This window comes from Nocardia sp. JCM 38205, from assembly GCF_058222935.1.
On the sequence record NZ_JBYHFL010000002.1, the window covers coordinates 601,056 to 615,107 of the forward strand.

Sequence of the window (14,052 nt, forward strand, 5' to 3'; positions counted from 1 at the left end):
GCCCGCGTCCCACCCAGGCCGCCATTGGCCCGCCGCGTTCGGCCCGCACATGCCCTCCGGGCACCGGCGGTGCACAATGAAGCCCATGACCTCGTTCGGTGATCTGCTCGGACCGCAACCGGTACTGCTGCCGGAAATCTCCGATGCCGAGGACGCGCTCCTCGCCAAGGCCGATCCGGTGCAGGTCGCGGCCGATCATCCGGCCGCCTCGATCGCGTGGGCGCATCTGGCCGAGGCCGCGCTCGCCCGCGCGGAGGCCGCCGGGCAGGGCGTCGACCACGATGTCGTCGCGGCCTACGCCTTCGCCCGCACCGGCTACCACCGTGGCCTCGATCTGTTGCGCCGCAACGGCTGGAAGGGTTTCGGCCCGGTGCCGTGGAGCCACGAGCCGAACCAGGGCTTCCTGCGCAGTGTCGGCGCGCTGGCCAGGGCCGCGCGGGCCATCGGCGAATCCGACGAATACGCCCGCTGCCTCGACCTGCTCGAGGATTGCGATCCGCGCGCCGCCGCGGAACTGGGCCTGGACTGATCGCCGGCACCACGACCGGACAGCTCCCGAGTTGATCGACCCGACCTCTCGCGTCGCCCTCGCCCGGGCCGGCGGCATGGACCGGCTGCGCAGTTCATGGACACGTCTTCGGCTATCCGCGCTGCCGATCCTGCAGTGCGCGCTCGGCGCCGCGCTTGCCTGGTTCGTCGCGCACTATCTCATCGGGCATACGCAACCGTTCTTCGCGCCGACGGCGGCGGTGGTGTCGATCGGCATCTCCTTCGGCGCCAGGCTGCGCCGTTCGGTAGAACTCGTCGTCGGCGTCGCGGTCGGCATCGGCATCGGTGATCTGTTCATTTCCCAGGCCGGGACAGGTGTCTGGCAGATCGCGCTGGTCGTCGGTGTGGCCATGAGCCTTGCGGTGTTTCTCGACGGCGGCACCATCATCGCGATGCAGGCGGCCGGTTCGGCCGTGCTCGTCGCCACGCTGATGCCGCCGACCGCGGGTGGCGGGTTCTCCCGGATGATCGATGCGCTCGTCGGCGGCCTGGTCGGGGTGGTCGTCGTGGCCGCGATCCCCTTGCATCCGGTGCGCCGGGCCAGGGAGCAGGCCGCGGAAATCCTCGGCGTGATGGGCAAGTCGCTCATCGACGGCGCGGCAGGCCTGCTCGAACAGGACGCCGACAAGGTGCACAACGCGCTGACCGCGGTGCGCGCCACCCAGGCGCAGCTGGACTCGCTGCGCAAAACCCTGGAAGGCGGCCGGGAGATCAGCCGTATCTCCCCGCTGTACTGGAATTCCCGTAAACGGCTCGAACGCATCCGTGCCACAGCCGACCCACTCGACAACGCCGTCCGCAACACTCGCGTGCTGCTGCGCCGCGGCCTCACCCTGGTGCGCGACGACGAAATCCTCGATCCGCGCCTGATCGACGAGGTGGAAAGCCTCGGTCACGCGGTCGACGTGGTGCGCAGGATGATGCTCGCCGACCCAGGTGAGCAACCCGATCAGGCCGAGGCCGCGCGCGTGTTGCGCTCGGTGGCCAAGGGCGCGCGCCCGGAGCTCGTTGCCGGGGCCGGCCTTTCGGCGCATGTGGTGTTCGCGCAGGTGCGTTCGACGGTGGTCGATCTCATGCAGGTCTGCGGTATGCAGCGCATCTCCGCGATCGCGCTGCTGCCGCCGACGGTGCCGAATCCGTATGTACGGCCGGAGGACTGAGGCCGGAACGTTTCCCGAGGGCCCCGCAACACCCCGGTCCGGCCGCTGACCTGCGTCGAACCGGTGCCGGCGAACCGACTACTCGACTCGCCGTTGGTGTGCCCGCGGCGCCTGCGTGCGGCGCGGGACGGTACTGCCGCCGCGCGAGCGATCTTCGCGTAGTCCGCTACTCGGGCGAGGCCGTCCGCCGCTCCCTACGGTGAGAACCGACCGAGCCGACGAGGGGTGGCGCGGTCGCCTACTTCGCCGCACACCGCGACGCGCAACCGGCCATTGTTGGTGTGGTGACCGGTGCGCTGGGGCCGCGGTGCGCCGGCGAAGACCAGGGCCGTCCGGTCCATCGACCGGGCGGCCCTGCGTCGTCTCAGGTCCAGAACCGGGTGAGATAACCGCCCCAGCGCGACCACAGCGACGGCACCCCGGACAGCTCGTAGAGCGCGTACACCGCGTCGAAGAACACCTGGTTGATCGCCGGAGTGAACAGCAGCGCGAACAGGATCAGCATCCCGAACGGCTTGAACTGGTCGAGTGCGCGGCGGGTCTGATAACTCAGCGACGGCTCCAGGATCCCGTACCCGTCCAGCCCGGGAATCGGTATCAGATTCAGCAGCGCCGCCGTCACCTGGAGAAACGCCAGGAAGCTCAGCCCGAACCAAAACGCGGCATGTTCCTCGGCGCTGCCGAACAACCGGAGCACGATCAGCAGCAGCGCCGCGCACGCCACGTTCACCGCGGGTCCGGCACCGCTGATGATGCGCTGGATCCGGGTGGAGAAATTGTGCGCGTGCACATAGACCGCGCCGCCCGGCAGGCCGATACCGCCGAGTGCGATGAACACGATCGGCAACACGATCGACAGCAGCGGATGGCTGTACTTCAACGGATTCAGGGTCAGATAGCCGCGCAGCTCCACCTCGCGGTCACCGGCTCGCCACGCCACATACGCGTGCGCGAATTCGTGCAGGCACAGGCTGACGATCCAGCCGAACACCACCAGCAGGAACACGCCCGCCTTGGCCCGCACCGAGTCCAGATCGGCGTCCCAGGCCAGCGCCCCGCCCAGCACCGTGATCGCGACGACCAGCAGAAATATGGGGCTCGGCCGCACCGCACCGGAGCGGCGGGCCCGGGCGGGAAAACTCATCGGACCAGCAGCCAGGATTCGTGATGGCGGTAGAAGGTCGATCGCGGCACGGTGCGTTCGCCGGCGATGCCGTCCCGGGTGACACGGGCCCCCGGAGTGCCGAGCTGTGCGGCGCGGCCGCTGACCCATCGTCGTTTCCGCACGCCGCGCTGGACAGTGGCGCGCACGCCGGGCAATTCCAGCGTCGGCGAGACGAGCATGGCGGCGACCTTGCCGGAGAACAACAGCGTGTCGTCGACGTACGCTTCGCCCTCGAGCTTTTCACCCCCGACACCCACCAGCGTCGCGCGCCCGACCAGTACCGTTCCGGTGTCGTCACGGATCAGCGGCACCTCGGTGGCGCGGCCCTCCAGCGCGCGTTTGGCGGCCGCGTTGCCGGTGCCCGTCTCATAGGCGCGGGAGCCATAGGTCTTGTCGACCGGGACGTAGCCGACCTCCACATTCAACCGCTCGGTGCGCATCAGATGGGTGAGCACCGCGGCCAGCGCGGCGTCGTCACCGAGCACGATCAACCGGGGCAAGCTGTCGGCGGCGAGCACCGGAAGCAGTTCATCGATCTCGCCGGTATCGGGAATCGCATCGGTCTGGGTGGTCGGCTGGGAGGCGAGGGCAATCGGTACCGGTGCGCCGTCGCAACGGAGAACGTGGGTACTCAAACTGCCGTACACCCTCCTCGAATCCGGCCGACTCCCGTCGGTCGTCCTACCCGTTCACCCGGACGACTGTCAGTCCGCTAGCAGCAACCATAGCTGTGTTTGATGTGCGCCGCCTGCGGCCGTGTTCGTTTTGCGTCGGCCGTTGTTTGTGGTCGCGGTCTGTCCGGGGAGAGAGCGCGACCTGGGTCGGAAGGGGCGCGCGGTGCGTGGCCCGACTGGGCCGCCACGGGGGGTCGACTAGACTGTGCTTCCGGCCACCGCCTCGATACGGGCAGGTAGCTGCAACACACACGGTGTTGCGCGTCGAACCGTAGGAGACACGACCATGCCGGCAATCGTCCTCATCGGCGCCCAGTGGGGCGACGAGGGCAAGGGCAAAGCTACCGATCTACTCGGTGGGCGCGTGCAATGGGTGGTTCGGTACCAGGGCGGCAACAACGCCGGCCACACCGTGGTGCTGCCCAACGGTGACAACTTCGCACTGCATCTGATCCCGTCCGGCATCCTCACCCCCGGCGTCACCAACGTCATCGGCAACGGTGTCGTGATCGACCCCGGCGTGCTGCTCGACGAGCTCGCCGGCCTCGAGCAGCGCGACGTCGACACCTCCGGCCTGCTGGTCTCGGCCGACGCGCACCTGATCATGCCGTACCACGTGGCCATCGATAAGGTCACCGAACGCTTCCTCGGCAACAACAAGATCGGCACCACCGGCCGTGGTATCGGCCCCTGCTACCAGGACAAGGTCGCTCGCGTCGGCGTCCGGGTCGCCGACGTGCTCGACGAGAAGATCCTCACCCAGAAGGTGGAGGCCGCCCTCGAGTTCAAGAACCAGGTGCTGGTCAAGATCTACAACCGCCGCGCGCTGGAACCGCAGCAGGTGGTCGACGAGGTGCTCGAGCAGGCCGAGCGCTTCAAGCACCGCATCAGCGACACCCGGCTGAAGCTCAATCAGGCGCTCGAGCGTGGCGAGACGGTGCTGCTGGAAGGCTCGCAGGGCACTCTGCTCGACGTCGACCACGGCACCTACCCGTACGTCACCTCGTCCAACCCGACCTCCGGCGGCGCGGCCGTCGGCGCGGGCATCGGGCCGAACAAGATCAGCACTGTGCTCGGCATCCTCAAGTGCTACACCACCCGCGTCGGATCGGGCCCGTTCCCGACCGAGCTGTTCGACGAGTCCGGCGCCTACCTGGCCAAGACCGGCGGCGAGGTCGGCGTGACCACCGGCCGGGCTCGCCGCTGCGGCTGGTTCGACGCCGTGATCGCCCGCTACGCCACCCGCGTCAACGGCATCACCGACTACTTCCTCACCAAGCTCGACGTGCTGTCCAGCCTGGAGACGGTGCCGATCTGCGTGGCCTACGACGTCGACGGTGAACGAGTCGAGCAGATGCCGACCACCCAGACCGAGTTCCACCACGCCAAGCCCATTTACGAGGAAATGCCGGGCTGGTGGGAAGACATCTCGCACGCCAGGACCTTCGAAGACCTGCCCGCCAACGCCCAGGCCTACGTGCGGCGGCTCGAGGAACTGTCCGGGGCGCGCATGTCCTGCATCGGCGTCGGCCCCGGCCGCGATCAGACGATCGTCCGCCACGACGTACTGGCGCCTTAGCCCGCACCCGAACAGCGGCAGACGCCGTGCTCGGGGCCCGCACCGGCTGGGACCAGAAGTCATCGGTCGGAAACCGTCCGCATCCGATACAACGCCCGGTCAGCCTGCGTTTTCGAGCGAAGCGAGACCGAGCCCCAAAGTTCGCGGCCCGTCTCGCGTCTCAGCGATCGCTGCGCACGCCGAAGGCAAGCAACGGTCACTGAGCCGCGAGACATCCAGGGGCCGCGAACCGCGGCGCCGCAGGCGGCGCAAAAAGATACAGTATGTGAATGGCTCGGAACTGGCCGATGATCGAACGCGCGACCGAATTCGAGGCGATTCGCTCCGCGCTCACCGGTGACGGCCCGGTCGGCGCGGTGCTCACCGGAGACGCGGGCGTCGGCAAGACCACCCTGGCCAGACAGGCCACGGCGGCGGTGGGCGGCAATGTGCGCTGGGTGGCAGGCACCGAGTCGGCGCGCAGCATCCCGCTCGGCGTGTTCGCCCATATGGTCGGGGTGTACACCGCGCACGATCCGGTGACGTTCATGTCGGCCGCACGCGAGGCGCTGCTCGCCGACGGGCCGATCATCATCGGCGTCGACGACGCCCATCTGCTCGATCAACTGTCGGCGACGTTGTTGTTGCAGTTGGCGATCGACCGCGCCGCCCGCATCGTCGCGACCGTGCGCAGCGGAGTCCAGGTGCCCGATGCGGTCACCTCACTGTGGAAGGACGGCCATCTGCTGCGCATCGATCTGAACCCGTTCAGCCAGCGGCAGAGCGTGGATCTGGTGGAGTCGATGCTCGGCGGTCAGCTCGAGGGCTTCACCGCGAATCTGATGTGGGAATCCTCCGGCGGCAATGCGCTGTTCCTGCGGCACCTGGTCGAAGGTGCGCTGGAAGCCGGTTCGTTGCGTCAGGTCAACGGGGTCTGGCAGTTGCGCGGACGCGCCGCGGTCACCTCGGAACTGGCGGCGCTGCTGGAGGATCGGGTCGAACAACTGCCCGAGCCGGTGCTGCGGGTGCTGGAGCTGCTCACCTTCTGCGAGCCCATCGACCTCGAGGTGATGGCCGAATTGGCCGGTGAGGAGGCGGTGGAGGCGGCCGAGAACCGCGGTGTCATCCGGGTGGTGGAGAACTCGCACGAACTGGTCGTGCGCTACAACCATCCGCTGTTCGGTGAGGTCATCCGGCGCAGGCTGGGAATCGCTTCGGCGCGGCGCCTGCGCGGACGGTTGTATTCGGCGTTGAGCGAGCGGCCGATCAACTCCGCCGCCGACCGGATCCGGCTGGCCGAACTGGCCCTGGACAGCGATAAATCCGCCGATCTGGAACTGTTCGAAGCCGCGGCCGCCGATGCGATCGGTCTGGCGAATCTGCCCCTGGGCGAACGGTTCGCGCGGGCGGCGGTGGAACGTCGCGGCGGCGTGGAGTCGGCGGATCTGCTGGCGCGGGCGCTGCTGTGGCAGGGCCATCGCATCGAGGCCGAACGCACTCTGGCCAGCTTCGATCCGGACCAGCTCAACGAGGTGCAGCTGGCGCGCTGGGGCAGCACCCGGGTGTCGAATCTGTTGTGGGCCATGGGTGATGCCGACCGTGCCGATGAGGTGCTCGCGTTGGTGCGTTCCAAGGTGAGTCATCCGAAGATCGCGGCGATTCTCACCGGTTTGGCCTCGGCGTGCGCGGTGAACGAGAACCGCATCGACGACGCGTTCGACGACGCCGAGTCGGTGATGAACACCGAGGATGCCCCGCCCTGGGCGGTGTGGTGGGCCTCCTTCGGCGGCGGCCTGGCGCTGGCGCTGATGGGCCGCGGTGAGGCCGCAAGGCAGTACGCCCAGCGCGGGCACGAGGTCGAATCGCATATCGACGGGCTCAACCGCTTCATGTCCACCCATGCCGAGGTGCTCGCGCTCACCTTCACCGGTGACATGGAAGGCGCGCGTCGCTGCGCCACCGCCTATTTCGGCTACTCGGCGCCGGGGCAGTATCTGGCCTGGGGGATGTCGAAGATCTTGCAGGGCACCGTCGATGTGGCGCAGGGCCGGTTCCCGGACGGTATCGAACATCTCGAGCAGGCGTTGGCCGCCTTGACCACCGAAGGCGCTGCGGCATGGATGTTTCCGGCGCGGTTGCGGCTGGCCGAGGCGTATTCGGCGCTCGGCCGGGCCGGTGACGCCGCCGAGGCCATCGCGGGGGCGACCGAGCGCGGCGGCAGGCACAGCGCCGTCTACGAACCGCAGCTCGAGATCGCCAAGGCGTGGCTGGCCGGCGCCGAGGGCACGATCACGCCCGCCATCCGCATTGCCGTGAACGCCGCTGACGCCGCCGCCCGCGCCCATCAGCACGCCATCGAGGCCATGGCATTGCACACCGCGGCCCGCTTCGGTGAGCATTCGGTGGCGGGCAGGCTCGCCGATCTCGCCGCCAAGGTCGACGGCGGGCTGGTGCAGGTGCAGGCCCGTCACGCCGTCGCCCTGGCCGCTCACGATGGGCCGGGACTCGATGCCGCCGCAGCGGAATTCGAGCGTATCGGTGCGATGTTGTCGGCCGCCGATGCGGCCGCGCAAGCCGCCTCGGCTCATGAACGTGCGGGTGACCGCCGCCGTCTGCTGGAATCGGCGGCTACCGCGAACCGGCTCGCCGCGGCCTGCGGTGGCGCGAGCACGCCCGCGCTTCGGCAAGCGGCGCAACCACTTCCGCTCACTGCCCGGGAACGCGAGATCGCGAACCTGGTGGCCGCGGGTCTGACGAACCGCCAGATCGCGGACCGGCTCACGGTTTCGGTGCGAACGGTGGAGGGCCACCTGTATCGGGCGTGCATCAAAATGGATGTGACGGACCGGGAGTCGCTGGCCGCCTTGCTGCGCGGGGAGACCTCGGGCTGACGTCTCGACGGATGTCGGACATGCGTTTCCTTCCGGGAAGGTGGATCGAGAGTCAGCGAGCGAGGGCGGTGACTTCGACTTCGATCTGCCAGTCGGGCTGAGCGAGGGAAGACACTTCGAGCAAGGTGTCGGCGGGGTAGGGCTCACTGAGGAATTCGCCGCGGAGCTGAATGATCTTGTCGAGGTTGGCGGCCATATCGGTGACGAAGATGCCGACCTTCACCACGTCTCCGAGGTCGGCCCCCGCCTCGGCCAGGACTCGCTTGATATTGGCGAAGGCCTGCCGCCCTTGGGTCAGGAAGTCGTCCGAGACGGTGCGCCCCTGCTCGTCGATGCCCGCCTGCCCGGAGACGAACAGCAGGCCGTTGGCCGCGATTGCCTGCGAGATCTTGTACGGCGCGTACCAATCGGGTGTGGTCGCGATCTTCTCGATGCGCTGTGCGGTCATGGCCACTTCCTTCCCTAGGTTGCATGTACATGCAATAAATGTAAGTGCATGCAGATGTTGTCACTGCATGTACTCTGATGTCAACCGGGAAGGCGGTAATCGTGGACGAAGCGATCTGGGATCAGCTGGTGGCGCTGCACGGCAGGGTGAACCAGCGGCTGGCCAAGGAGATGCAGCGACGCCACGGCATCGGGCTGTCGGAGTACCAGTCCCTGTGCCGGCTGGCGCAGGCCGAGAATGGCGAGCTGCGTATGCAAGAGTTGGCTGAGCTGATCGGCCTCAACCAGAGCTCGGTCAGCCGTCTGGTCGCCCGCTTGGAATCGGGGGGTCTCACCCGTCGCGATCTATGCCCCAAGGACCGCCGCGGCGTGTACACGGTGATCACCGAAGAGGGCCGAACGATGCAGCAGAGGGCCGAGCCGACCTACCGGGACGCACTGGCCGAGGCGCTGGACGAGGCATCTGCCGATGCCCGGCTGAGCGAATTCGTCGCCAAGCTCCGCGCGTGATCGCGGATCGGGCCGACATCGGATGCCGGGCCTCCTGGCGGCAGACGTCCCGAAAGGTGCGCCCCGGCAAAGAACCCCACGATGAGCCCGGCGGCGCGGGGCTCCATCAACGCTCAAAAGAGGGTCGGTTCGCCGATTCCTGGCGTCCGTTCGATCTGGAGCAATCGCTGTTTGGTGCCGATGCCGCCCGGTGCGGAGAATCCGTGCAGGCCGTGATCGGCGGCGAGGACCCGGTGGCAGGGGATGATCAGTGGAATCGGATTGCGGCCGAGGGCTTGGCCGACGGCCTGGGCCGCGCCCGCCGCACCGACCCGTTCGGCCACCTCGCCGTAGCTGAGGGTGTGTCCGGGGTCGATATCGCGAGTGATGTCGTACACCGACCGATGGAATTGCGGGATGGTGCTGGTGTCCAGGGGGATCCAGCGCAGGTCGTCCAGCTCGCCGTCGAGGTGGGCTCGAATGCCTGCGATGGCGTCGGCGATCGCTGCGCCCGGTTCGGATTCGGTCACCGCACCGAATTCCGGGCTCTCCCGCATGATCCGCGCGCGAGTGGCCTCCAGGCTCGCCTCGGGTAGCTGAAATCGCACGACCGCGCCGCCGCGCCACGCGATCGCACAGGTACCGATCGCCGTATCGAACAGTGCCGCCGTCACCGGCGCGCCGACTGCTGCGTTCATAGCCGACAGTCTGCCCGGTACCACCGACAAGTGCGGTCAGAGCAGTCCAGTGGGAAAAACTGGACTGCTCCGTTCGTCGAGTCGATCACGTCGACGGCTCAGCGCGACCCCGCCGTCGCCCCGGGGCGTCATCGTCGCTCGGGTCCTCGTCCTCGCGGCGGGCATACACCGCGGCGATGTCCCGGAACAAGCGCTGTTCATCGTAGTGCGAGACCGGCAGGTTGCTGAGCGGATCCCGCGGTCGCAGCCGATCCACCTGCCAACCCTCCTCGGTGTGGCGAGGCGCGTAGTAGTAGCCGAGCAGGCTGAAGGTCACGATGACGGCGAGGGTGACGAACAGGGTCATTCGCCCAGCGTGCGCCAACTGGCCTTGCCGATAAAGAGCCACTACCGCAATACTGGCCTGTATGGCGACACGTGTGATCGGTGCGGCGGGCCTGGCTCGCGACCTCGGCAGCTGGCGCGACCCGGAACCCGACGGGGCCGCGCGCAAACCCGCGCGCCCCGCCTACCTGGCATTGGCCGAAGGGATCCGGCTGCTCATCCACGACGGTCGCGCGCCACTCGGCATCGCCCTGCCCAGCGAACGCGACCTCGCCGCCACCCTCGGCGTCAGCCGTACCACTATCACCTCCACCTACTCGCTGCTGCGCGAACACGGATACCTGATCACCCGGCAGGGTTCGCGCAGCACGGTCGCGCTGCCGCCGAGCATCCAGCACGACGGCAGCCGCCCGGCCAAGGGCATCCTCGCCATGATGGCCGGTTCCGATCAGCCGACCGTCGACCTCACCTACGCCGCCATGACCGCGCCCCCGGAGATGGAGCAGGCGTACACCACTGCGCTGCAAGGCATTCCGTCCTACCTCGGCACGCACGGTATGGATCCGGTCGGCGTGCTGGCGCTGCGGGAGGCCGTGGCGCGCCGCTATACCGAGCGTGGCCTGCCCACCGACCCGGATCAGATCCTGGTCACCCTCGGCGCCCAGCACGGCCTGCGGCTGCTGCTCAACGTGCTCGCTCCGCCGGCCGCGCGGGTGCTGATCGATCACCCCACCTACCCCAATGCCATCGAAGCCATCCGCGATGTCGGCGCCCGCCCGGTGCCGGTGCCGCTGCGCCCGGATTCGGGCTGGGATCTCGACGGAATCCGCAGCGCCGCCCGGCAGACCGCAGCCTCGCTGGCCTATCTCGTGCCGGATTTCAACAATCCGACCGGGCTGCTCATGCCGGCCGAGGACCGCGCCGAGCTCGCCGCTATCGCCAGGGAGACCAGGATGTCGATCATCGTCGACGAATCCATGGCCGATCTCGCGCTCACCGACGACGTGCCACCCCCGCCGACCGCGGCGTTCGCTCGCGGCACCGAGATCATCACCATCGGTTCGGCCTCGAAGTCGTTCTGGGGCGGTCTGCGCGTCGGCTGGATTCGCGCGGGCCAGTCCCTGATCACCCGCCTGCTCGGCATCCGCGCCACCGTCGACCTGGGCACCCCGGTGATGGATCAGCTGGCCACCACCTATCTGCTCGAACACGCCGACACCATCCTGGCCCGGCGCCGCACCCAACTGCGCGACCAGCGGGCCGCGCTGCTGGATGCCCTGGCCGAGCACCTGCCGGAGTGGCATGTCGCCCCCGGTGCGGGCGGAATGTCGCTGTGGGCACAGCTGCCCGCCCCGGTCTCCACCGCCTTGGCGGCCACCGCCCCGAACCACGGCGTCCTGCTCGCCGCCGGCCCGCGCTTCGGCGTGCAGGGCGCCTTCGAACGGTTCCTGCGCCTGCCCTTCACCCACCCCGAGGCCGACCTCCGCCGCGCCGCCGAATCCATCGCCCGCGCCTATGAAACCTTGAGTCCGCGTGCGGCAGAACCACTCCAGCCGCTGACCTGCTACTGAGGGTGCGCGCCGCCGACGGGCGATACCCGGCACCGGGACGGGGCCGCATACCGACGCGGGAGCCGGGGCCGATGTCGGAGGCCGGTATCGGTCCGGCCCTGACACGCCGAACGGCCGGGATTCCCAGAATCCCGGCCGTTCAGTGGTTTTCGGGTCAGTCCGCCCACACCGATTCGATCGGCGTCGCCGTGGTCGGCGGCGGGGTGGGGGTGGGGTTCGGGGTGCGCGAGAAGCGCGGGGCGGGGGCGTGCTGGGTGATGTTCTCCAGGTCGAGCAGGGCTTCCCGGGCCACGATGTGCTCGTTCTCGGTGGCTTCGGAGAAGGTCAGCACCGGGGTGACGCAGGCGTCGGTGCCGATGAAGATCTCGGTCCACTCGTCGCGGGTCTTGGTGCGGAAGCGTTCGGCGAACAGCTTCTTCAGGGTGTCCTGGCCGGCCGGGTCGATCTGATAGGGCAGGCCCTCGGGATCGATACCGAGCCCGGCGAGCAGCTGCGCGTAGAACTGCGGCTCGATCGCGCCGACGGCCATGTACTTGCCGTCCGCGGTCTCGTAGGTGTCGTAGAAGGACATGCCGGTGTCGAGCAGGTTCACCCCGCGCTCCTCCGACCAGGCGCCGGAACCGCGCATACCCCAGATCATGTGCGAAAGGGCAAGGGCGCCATCGACCATCGCGGCGTCGATGACCTGCCCCTTGCCGGAGGTCTGCCGTTCCACCAGCGCGGCGAGGATGCCGAACACCAGGAACATCGAGCCGCCGCCGAAATCGCCGACCATGTTCAGCGGTGGCACCGGACGCTCGCCCTTGCGGCCGATGGCGTGCAGCACGCCGGTGAGGCTGATGTAGTTGATGTCGTGGCCCGCGCGGTCGGCCATCGGGCCGAACTGGCCCCAGCCGGTCATCCGGCCGTACACCAGGCGCGGATTGCGGGCCAGCACCGCGTCGGGGCCGAGGCCCATGCGTTCGGTGACGCCGGGACGGAAACCCTCGATCAGCACGTCGGCCTTGTCGAGCAGTCCGAGCACCTTCTCGACATCGGCCGGATCCTTGAGATTGGCCTCCACGATGGTGCGGCCGCGCAGCTGCGGGCGGTCGAATCCGCCGGGCAATTGACCCGCCCGCTGCACGCGCACCACGTCGGCGCCGAGATCGGCCAGCAGCAGTGCGGCGTGCGGACCTGGGCCGATGCCGGCCAGTTCGATAACCCGGATGCCCGCGAGCGGGCCCTGCGTGGTGGATGGAGTGCTCACGCCCTACCTCGGTTCGTCGTCGAATCCTGCGCACCGGGGGCCGGTGCTCGTCACCGGGAGCCGCCCGGAGACGTATTGACAGTACGACAATAACTCGGCCCGCTGTGACCCGTACCTCCATGCTGCACGACCTGGCCCGATAGGACAGAATCCGGACATAAGGTTCGCCCGGCGACCGGGCGGTACGCGGCTGCGTGCTTCGGTCGGACGGCGCGAGCGCATCAGGACGGGCCGGTGCTGTCGAGGCCGCCGCGCCGACAACGGAGGGACTGGTCAGTGAGCGTGTGGGGCGAGATCGTCGTCGGCCTGGTGATCGTGGTCGGCCTGCTCGGCATCGTCATCCCCATCCTGCCCGGCGTCATCCTGATCTTCGCCGCCATCGCCGTCTGGGCCTTCCTCACCGGTGGCGCGACCGCCTGGGCCGTCTTCGCCATAACCACTGTGCTGCTGGTGATCTCGGGCGTCACCAAATACACCTGGCCCGGCCGGAAACTGAAGGAAGCAGGCGTACCCAACCGCTCCCTCTACCTCGGCGCCATCCTCGGCATCATCGGTTTCTTCGTCATTCCGGTCGTCGGCCTGTTCGTGGGATTCATTGCCGGCGTGTACATCTCCGAACTCCAGCGGGTCCGCGGTCAACGCCTGGCCTGGCAGTCCACGTGGCATGCGGTGAAGGGCGTTGGCCTGTCGATTCTGGTGGAACTGCTCGGAGCATTGCTGGCAGCGGGGGTCTGGCTGGCGGCCGCGATCGTCGTCTAGGCCGGAGACGGCGACGGCTGCCGTGCCCGCCGCCGCTGTTGGCGGCGCGCAAGGGATTCGAAAGGGTTCGGCAAGGTGCGGGCGGTTGTCTTGGCGGCATCAGGTGTGCTGCCGGAGGGCGGTGCGATGGCTCGGGAGGAACCTCCGTGTTCGATTGGTATGTCTGGATGCTCGTGTTCAGCGGCACGCTCATGCTGGTGATGGCTGCTGTGAAGGCCGGGCAGAGTGAGGCCTCGCGGTGGCTCAATGGGGCGTTCGGGGCGGGATTCCTCGCCTACGCCGGGTATCTGGCGTTCGTGTTCGAGGGTGGCAGCTATCTGATCTTCTTCCAGGCGTTCATCCTTCCGGTGCTGATGGTGGTGAACTTCGTTCGGACGACGGACTGGAAAGCGCTCACCACCAGGCCGACGCCGACGCAGCAAGCGTGGCGGGCCTACCAGAAGGAGCAGGAGCGGCTCGCGAGGCGGTGAGCGGCCCCGGGTGGCTTGCGGGCGACGACCCGGCGTTCACGGCTCAGA

Annotated in this window: 14 protein-coding genes; 8 read left to right on the plus strand and 6 right to left on the minus strand. The window is 68.5% G+C overall.

Going from position 1 to position 14,052, the window contains the following annotated elements; all coding sequences use genetic code 11:
- The first annotated feature begins 85 nt into the window (after positions 1 to 85).
- Positions 86 to 529, plus strand: a complete 444-nt coding sequence (locus AC4HOU_RS09520) for a DUF3151 domain-containing protein (RefSeq protein WP_163817156.1) — start codon at positions 86 to 88, stop codon at positions 527 to 529.
- 76 nt (positions 530 to 605) lie between these two features.
- Positions 606 to 1,709 carry an FUSC family protein gene (locus AC4HOU_RS09525; protein WP_163817185.1) on the plus strand — a complete coding sequence of 368 codons (1,104 nt, stop codon included), beginning with the start codon at positions 606 to 608 and terminating at the stop codon, positions 1,707 to 1,709.
- Positions 1,710 to 2,073: 364 nt separating this feature from the next.
- Here AC4HOU_RS09525 and AC4HOU_RS09530 read toward each other — a convergent pair whose 3' ends face one another.
- The gene (locus tag AC4HOU_RS09530) at positions 2,074 to 2,853 is read right to left on the minus strand and encodes a site-2 protease family protein (RefSeq protein ID WP_163817158.1); all 780 of its coding nucleotides are present in this window, start codon (positions 2,851 to 2,853) and stop codon (positions 2,074 to 2,076) included.
- The gene (locus AC4HOU_RS09535) at positions 2,850 to 3,509 is read right to left on the minus strand and encodes a hypothetical protein (RefSeq protein ID WP_178128377.1); all 660 of its coding nucleotides are present in this window, start codon (positions 3,507 to 3,509) and stop codon (positions 2,850 to 2,852) included. The genes AC4HOU_RS09530 and AC4HOU_RS09535 overlap by 4 nt, the downstream gene beginning before the upstream one ends.
- Before the next feature lie 325 nt (positions 3,510 to 3,834).
- On the opposite strand from AC4HOU_RS09535, the gene AC4HOU_RS09540 reads away from it, so the two are divergent.
- Positions 3,835 to 5,127, plus strand: a complete 1,293-nt coding sequence (locus AC4HOU_RS09540; RefSeq protein ID WP_163817162.1) for an adenylosuccinate synthase — start codon at positions 3,835 to 3,837, stop codon at positions 5,125 to 5,127.
- A 269-nt stretch (positions 5,128 to 5,396) separates the two neighbouring features.
- Positions 5,397 to 7,997 (plus strand): helix-turn-helix transcriptional regulator, encoded by a 2,601-nt coding sequence (locus AC4HOU_RS09545; RefSeq protein WP_194989481.1) that lies wholly within the window; start codon positions 5,397 to 5,399, stop codon positions 7,995 to 7,997.
- Positions 7,998 to 8,049: 52 nt separating this feature from the next.
- On the opposite strand, the gene AC4HOU_RS09550 is transcribed toward AC4HOU_RS09545, so the two are convergent.
- Complete coding sequence (locus tag AC4HOU_RS09550) at positions 8,050 to 8,445, minus strand: RidA family protein (protein WP_194989480.1); 396 nt, start codon at positions 8,443 to 8,445, stop codon at positions 8,050 to 8,052.
- A gap of 101 nt (positions 8,446 to 8,546) precedes the next feature.
- On the opposite strand from AC4HOU_RS09550, the gene AC4HOU_RS09555 reads away from it, so the two are divergent.
- The gene (locus AC4HOU_RS09555) at positions 8,547 to 8,954 is read left to right on the plus strand and encodes a MarR family winged helix-turn-helix transcriptional regulator (RefSeq protein WP_490724389.1); all 408 of its coding nucleotides are present in this window, start codon (positions 8,547 to 8,549) and stop codon (positions 8,952 to 8,954) included.
- Positions 8,955 to 9,067: 113 nt separating this feature from the next.
- Here AC4HOU_RS09555 and AC4HOU_RS09560 read toward each other — a convergent pair whose 3' ends face one another.
- The gene (locus AC4HOU_RS09560) at positions 9,068 to 9,631 is read right to left on the minus strand and encodes a methylated-DNA--[protein]-cysteine S-methyltransferase (protein ID WP_163817171.1); all 564 of its coding nucleotides are present in this window, start codon (positions 9,629 to 9,631) and stop codon (positions 9,068 to 9,070) included.
- 85 nt (positions 9,632 to 9,716) lie between these two features.
- Positions 9,717 to 9,977 (minus strand): hypothetical protein, encoded by a 261-nt coding sequence (locus AC4HOU_RS09565; protein ID WP_194989479.1) that lies wholly within the window; start codon positions 9,975 to 9,977, stop codon positions 9,717 to 9,719.
- Positions 9,978 to 10,038: 61 nt separating this feature from the next.
- Here AC4HOU_RS09565 and yczR point away from each other — a divergent pair, with 61 nt between their 5' ends.
- Positions 10,039 to 11,526: a MocR-like transcription factor YczR gene (gene yczR, locus AC4HOU_RS09570; protein WP_490724390.1), complete on the plus strand. Its 1,488-nt coding sequence runs from the start codon at positions 10,039 to 10,041 to the stop codon at positions 11,524 to 11,526.
- 154 nt (positions 11,527 to 11,680) lie between these two features.
- On the opposite strand, the gene AC4HOU_RS09575 is transcribed toward yczR, so the two are convergent.
- Complete coding sequence (locus AC4HOU_RS09575) at positions 11,681 to 12,775, minus strand: CaiB/BaiF CoA transferase family protein (RefSeq protein ID WP_195020204.1); 1,095 nt, start codon at positions 12,773 to 12,775, stop codon at positions 11,681 to 11,683.
- 276 nt (positions 12,776 to 13,051) lie between these two features.
- On the opposite strand from AC4HOU_RS09575, the gene AC4HOU_RS09580 reads away from it, so the two are divergent.
- A complete protein-coding gene (locus tag AC4HOU_RS09580) occupies positions 13,052 to 13,534 on the plus strand; it encodes a DUF456 domain-containing protein (protein ID WP_490724391.1) in 483 nt (160 codons plus the stop codon).
- 146 nt (positions 13,535 to 13,680) lie between these two features.
- Positions 13,681 to 14,004 carry a hypothetical protein gene (locus AC4HOU_RS09585; protein WP_490724392.1) on the plus strand — a complete coding sequence of 108 codons (324 nt, stop codon included), beginning with the start codon at positions 13,681 to 13,683 and terminating at the stop codon, positions 14,002 to 14,004.
- The last annotated feature ends 48 nt before the right edge of the window (positions 14,005 to 14,052 follow it).

Bases quoted from the DNA above. Each gene is read 5' to 3' on its own strand.
- AC4HOU_RS09520 (WP_163817156.1), top strand. From the start codon at position 86: ATGACCTCGTTCGGTGATCTGCTCGGACCGCAACCGGTACTGCTGCCG.
- yczR (WP_490724390.1), top strand. From the start codon at position 10,039: ATGGCGACACGTGTGATCGGTGCGGCGGGCCTGGCTCGCGACCTCGGC.
- AC4HOU_RS09530 (WP_163817158.1), bottom strand. From the start codon at position 2,853: ATGAGTTTTCCCGCCCGGGCCCGCCGCTCCGGTGCGGTGCGGCCGAGC.
- AC4HOU_RS09565 (WP_194989479.1), bottom strand. From the start codon at position 9,977: ATGACCCTGTTCGTCACCCTCGCCGTCATCGTGACCTTCAGCCTGCTC.
- AC4HOU_RS09540 (WP_163817162.1), top strand. From the start codon at position 3,835: ATGCCGGCAATCGTCCTCATCGGCGCCCAGTGGGGCGACGAGGGCAAG.
- AC4HOU_RS09545 (WP_194989481.1), top strand. From the start codon at position 5,397: ATGGCTCGGAACTGGCCGATGATCGAACGCGCGACCGAATTCGAGGCG.
- AC4HOU_RS09560 (WP_163817171.1), bottom strand. From the start codon at position 9,631: ATGAACGCAGCAGTCGGCGCGCCGGTGACGGCGGCACTGTTCGATACG.
- AC4HOU_RS09550 (WP_194989480.1), bottom strand. From the start codon at position 8,445: ATGACCGCACAGCGCATCGAGAAGATCGCGACCACACCCGATTGGTAC.
- AC4HOU_RS09525 (WP_163817185.1), top strand. From the start codon at position 606: ATGGACCGGCTGCGCAGTTCATGGACACGTCTTCGGCTATCCGCGCTG.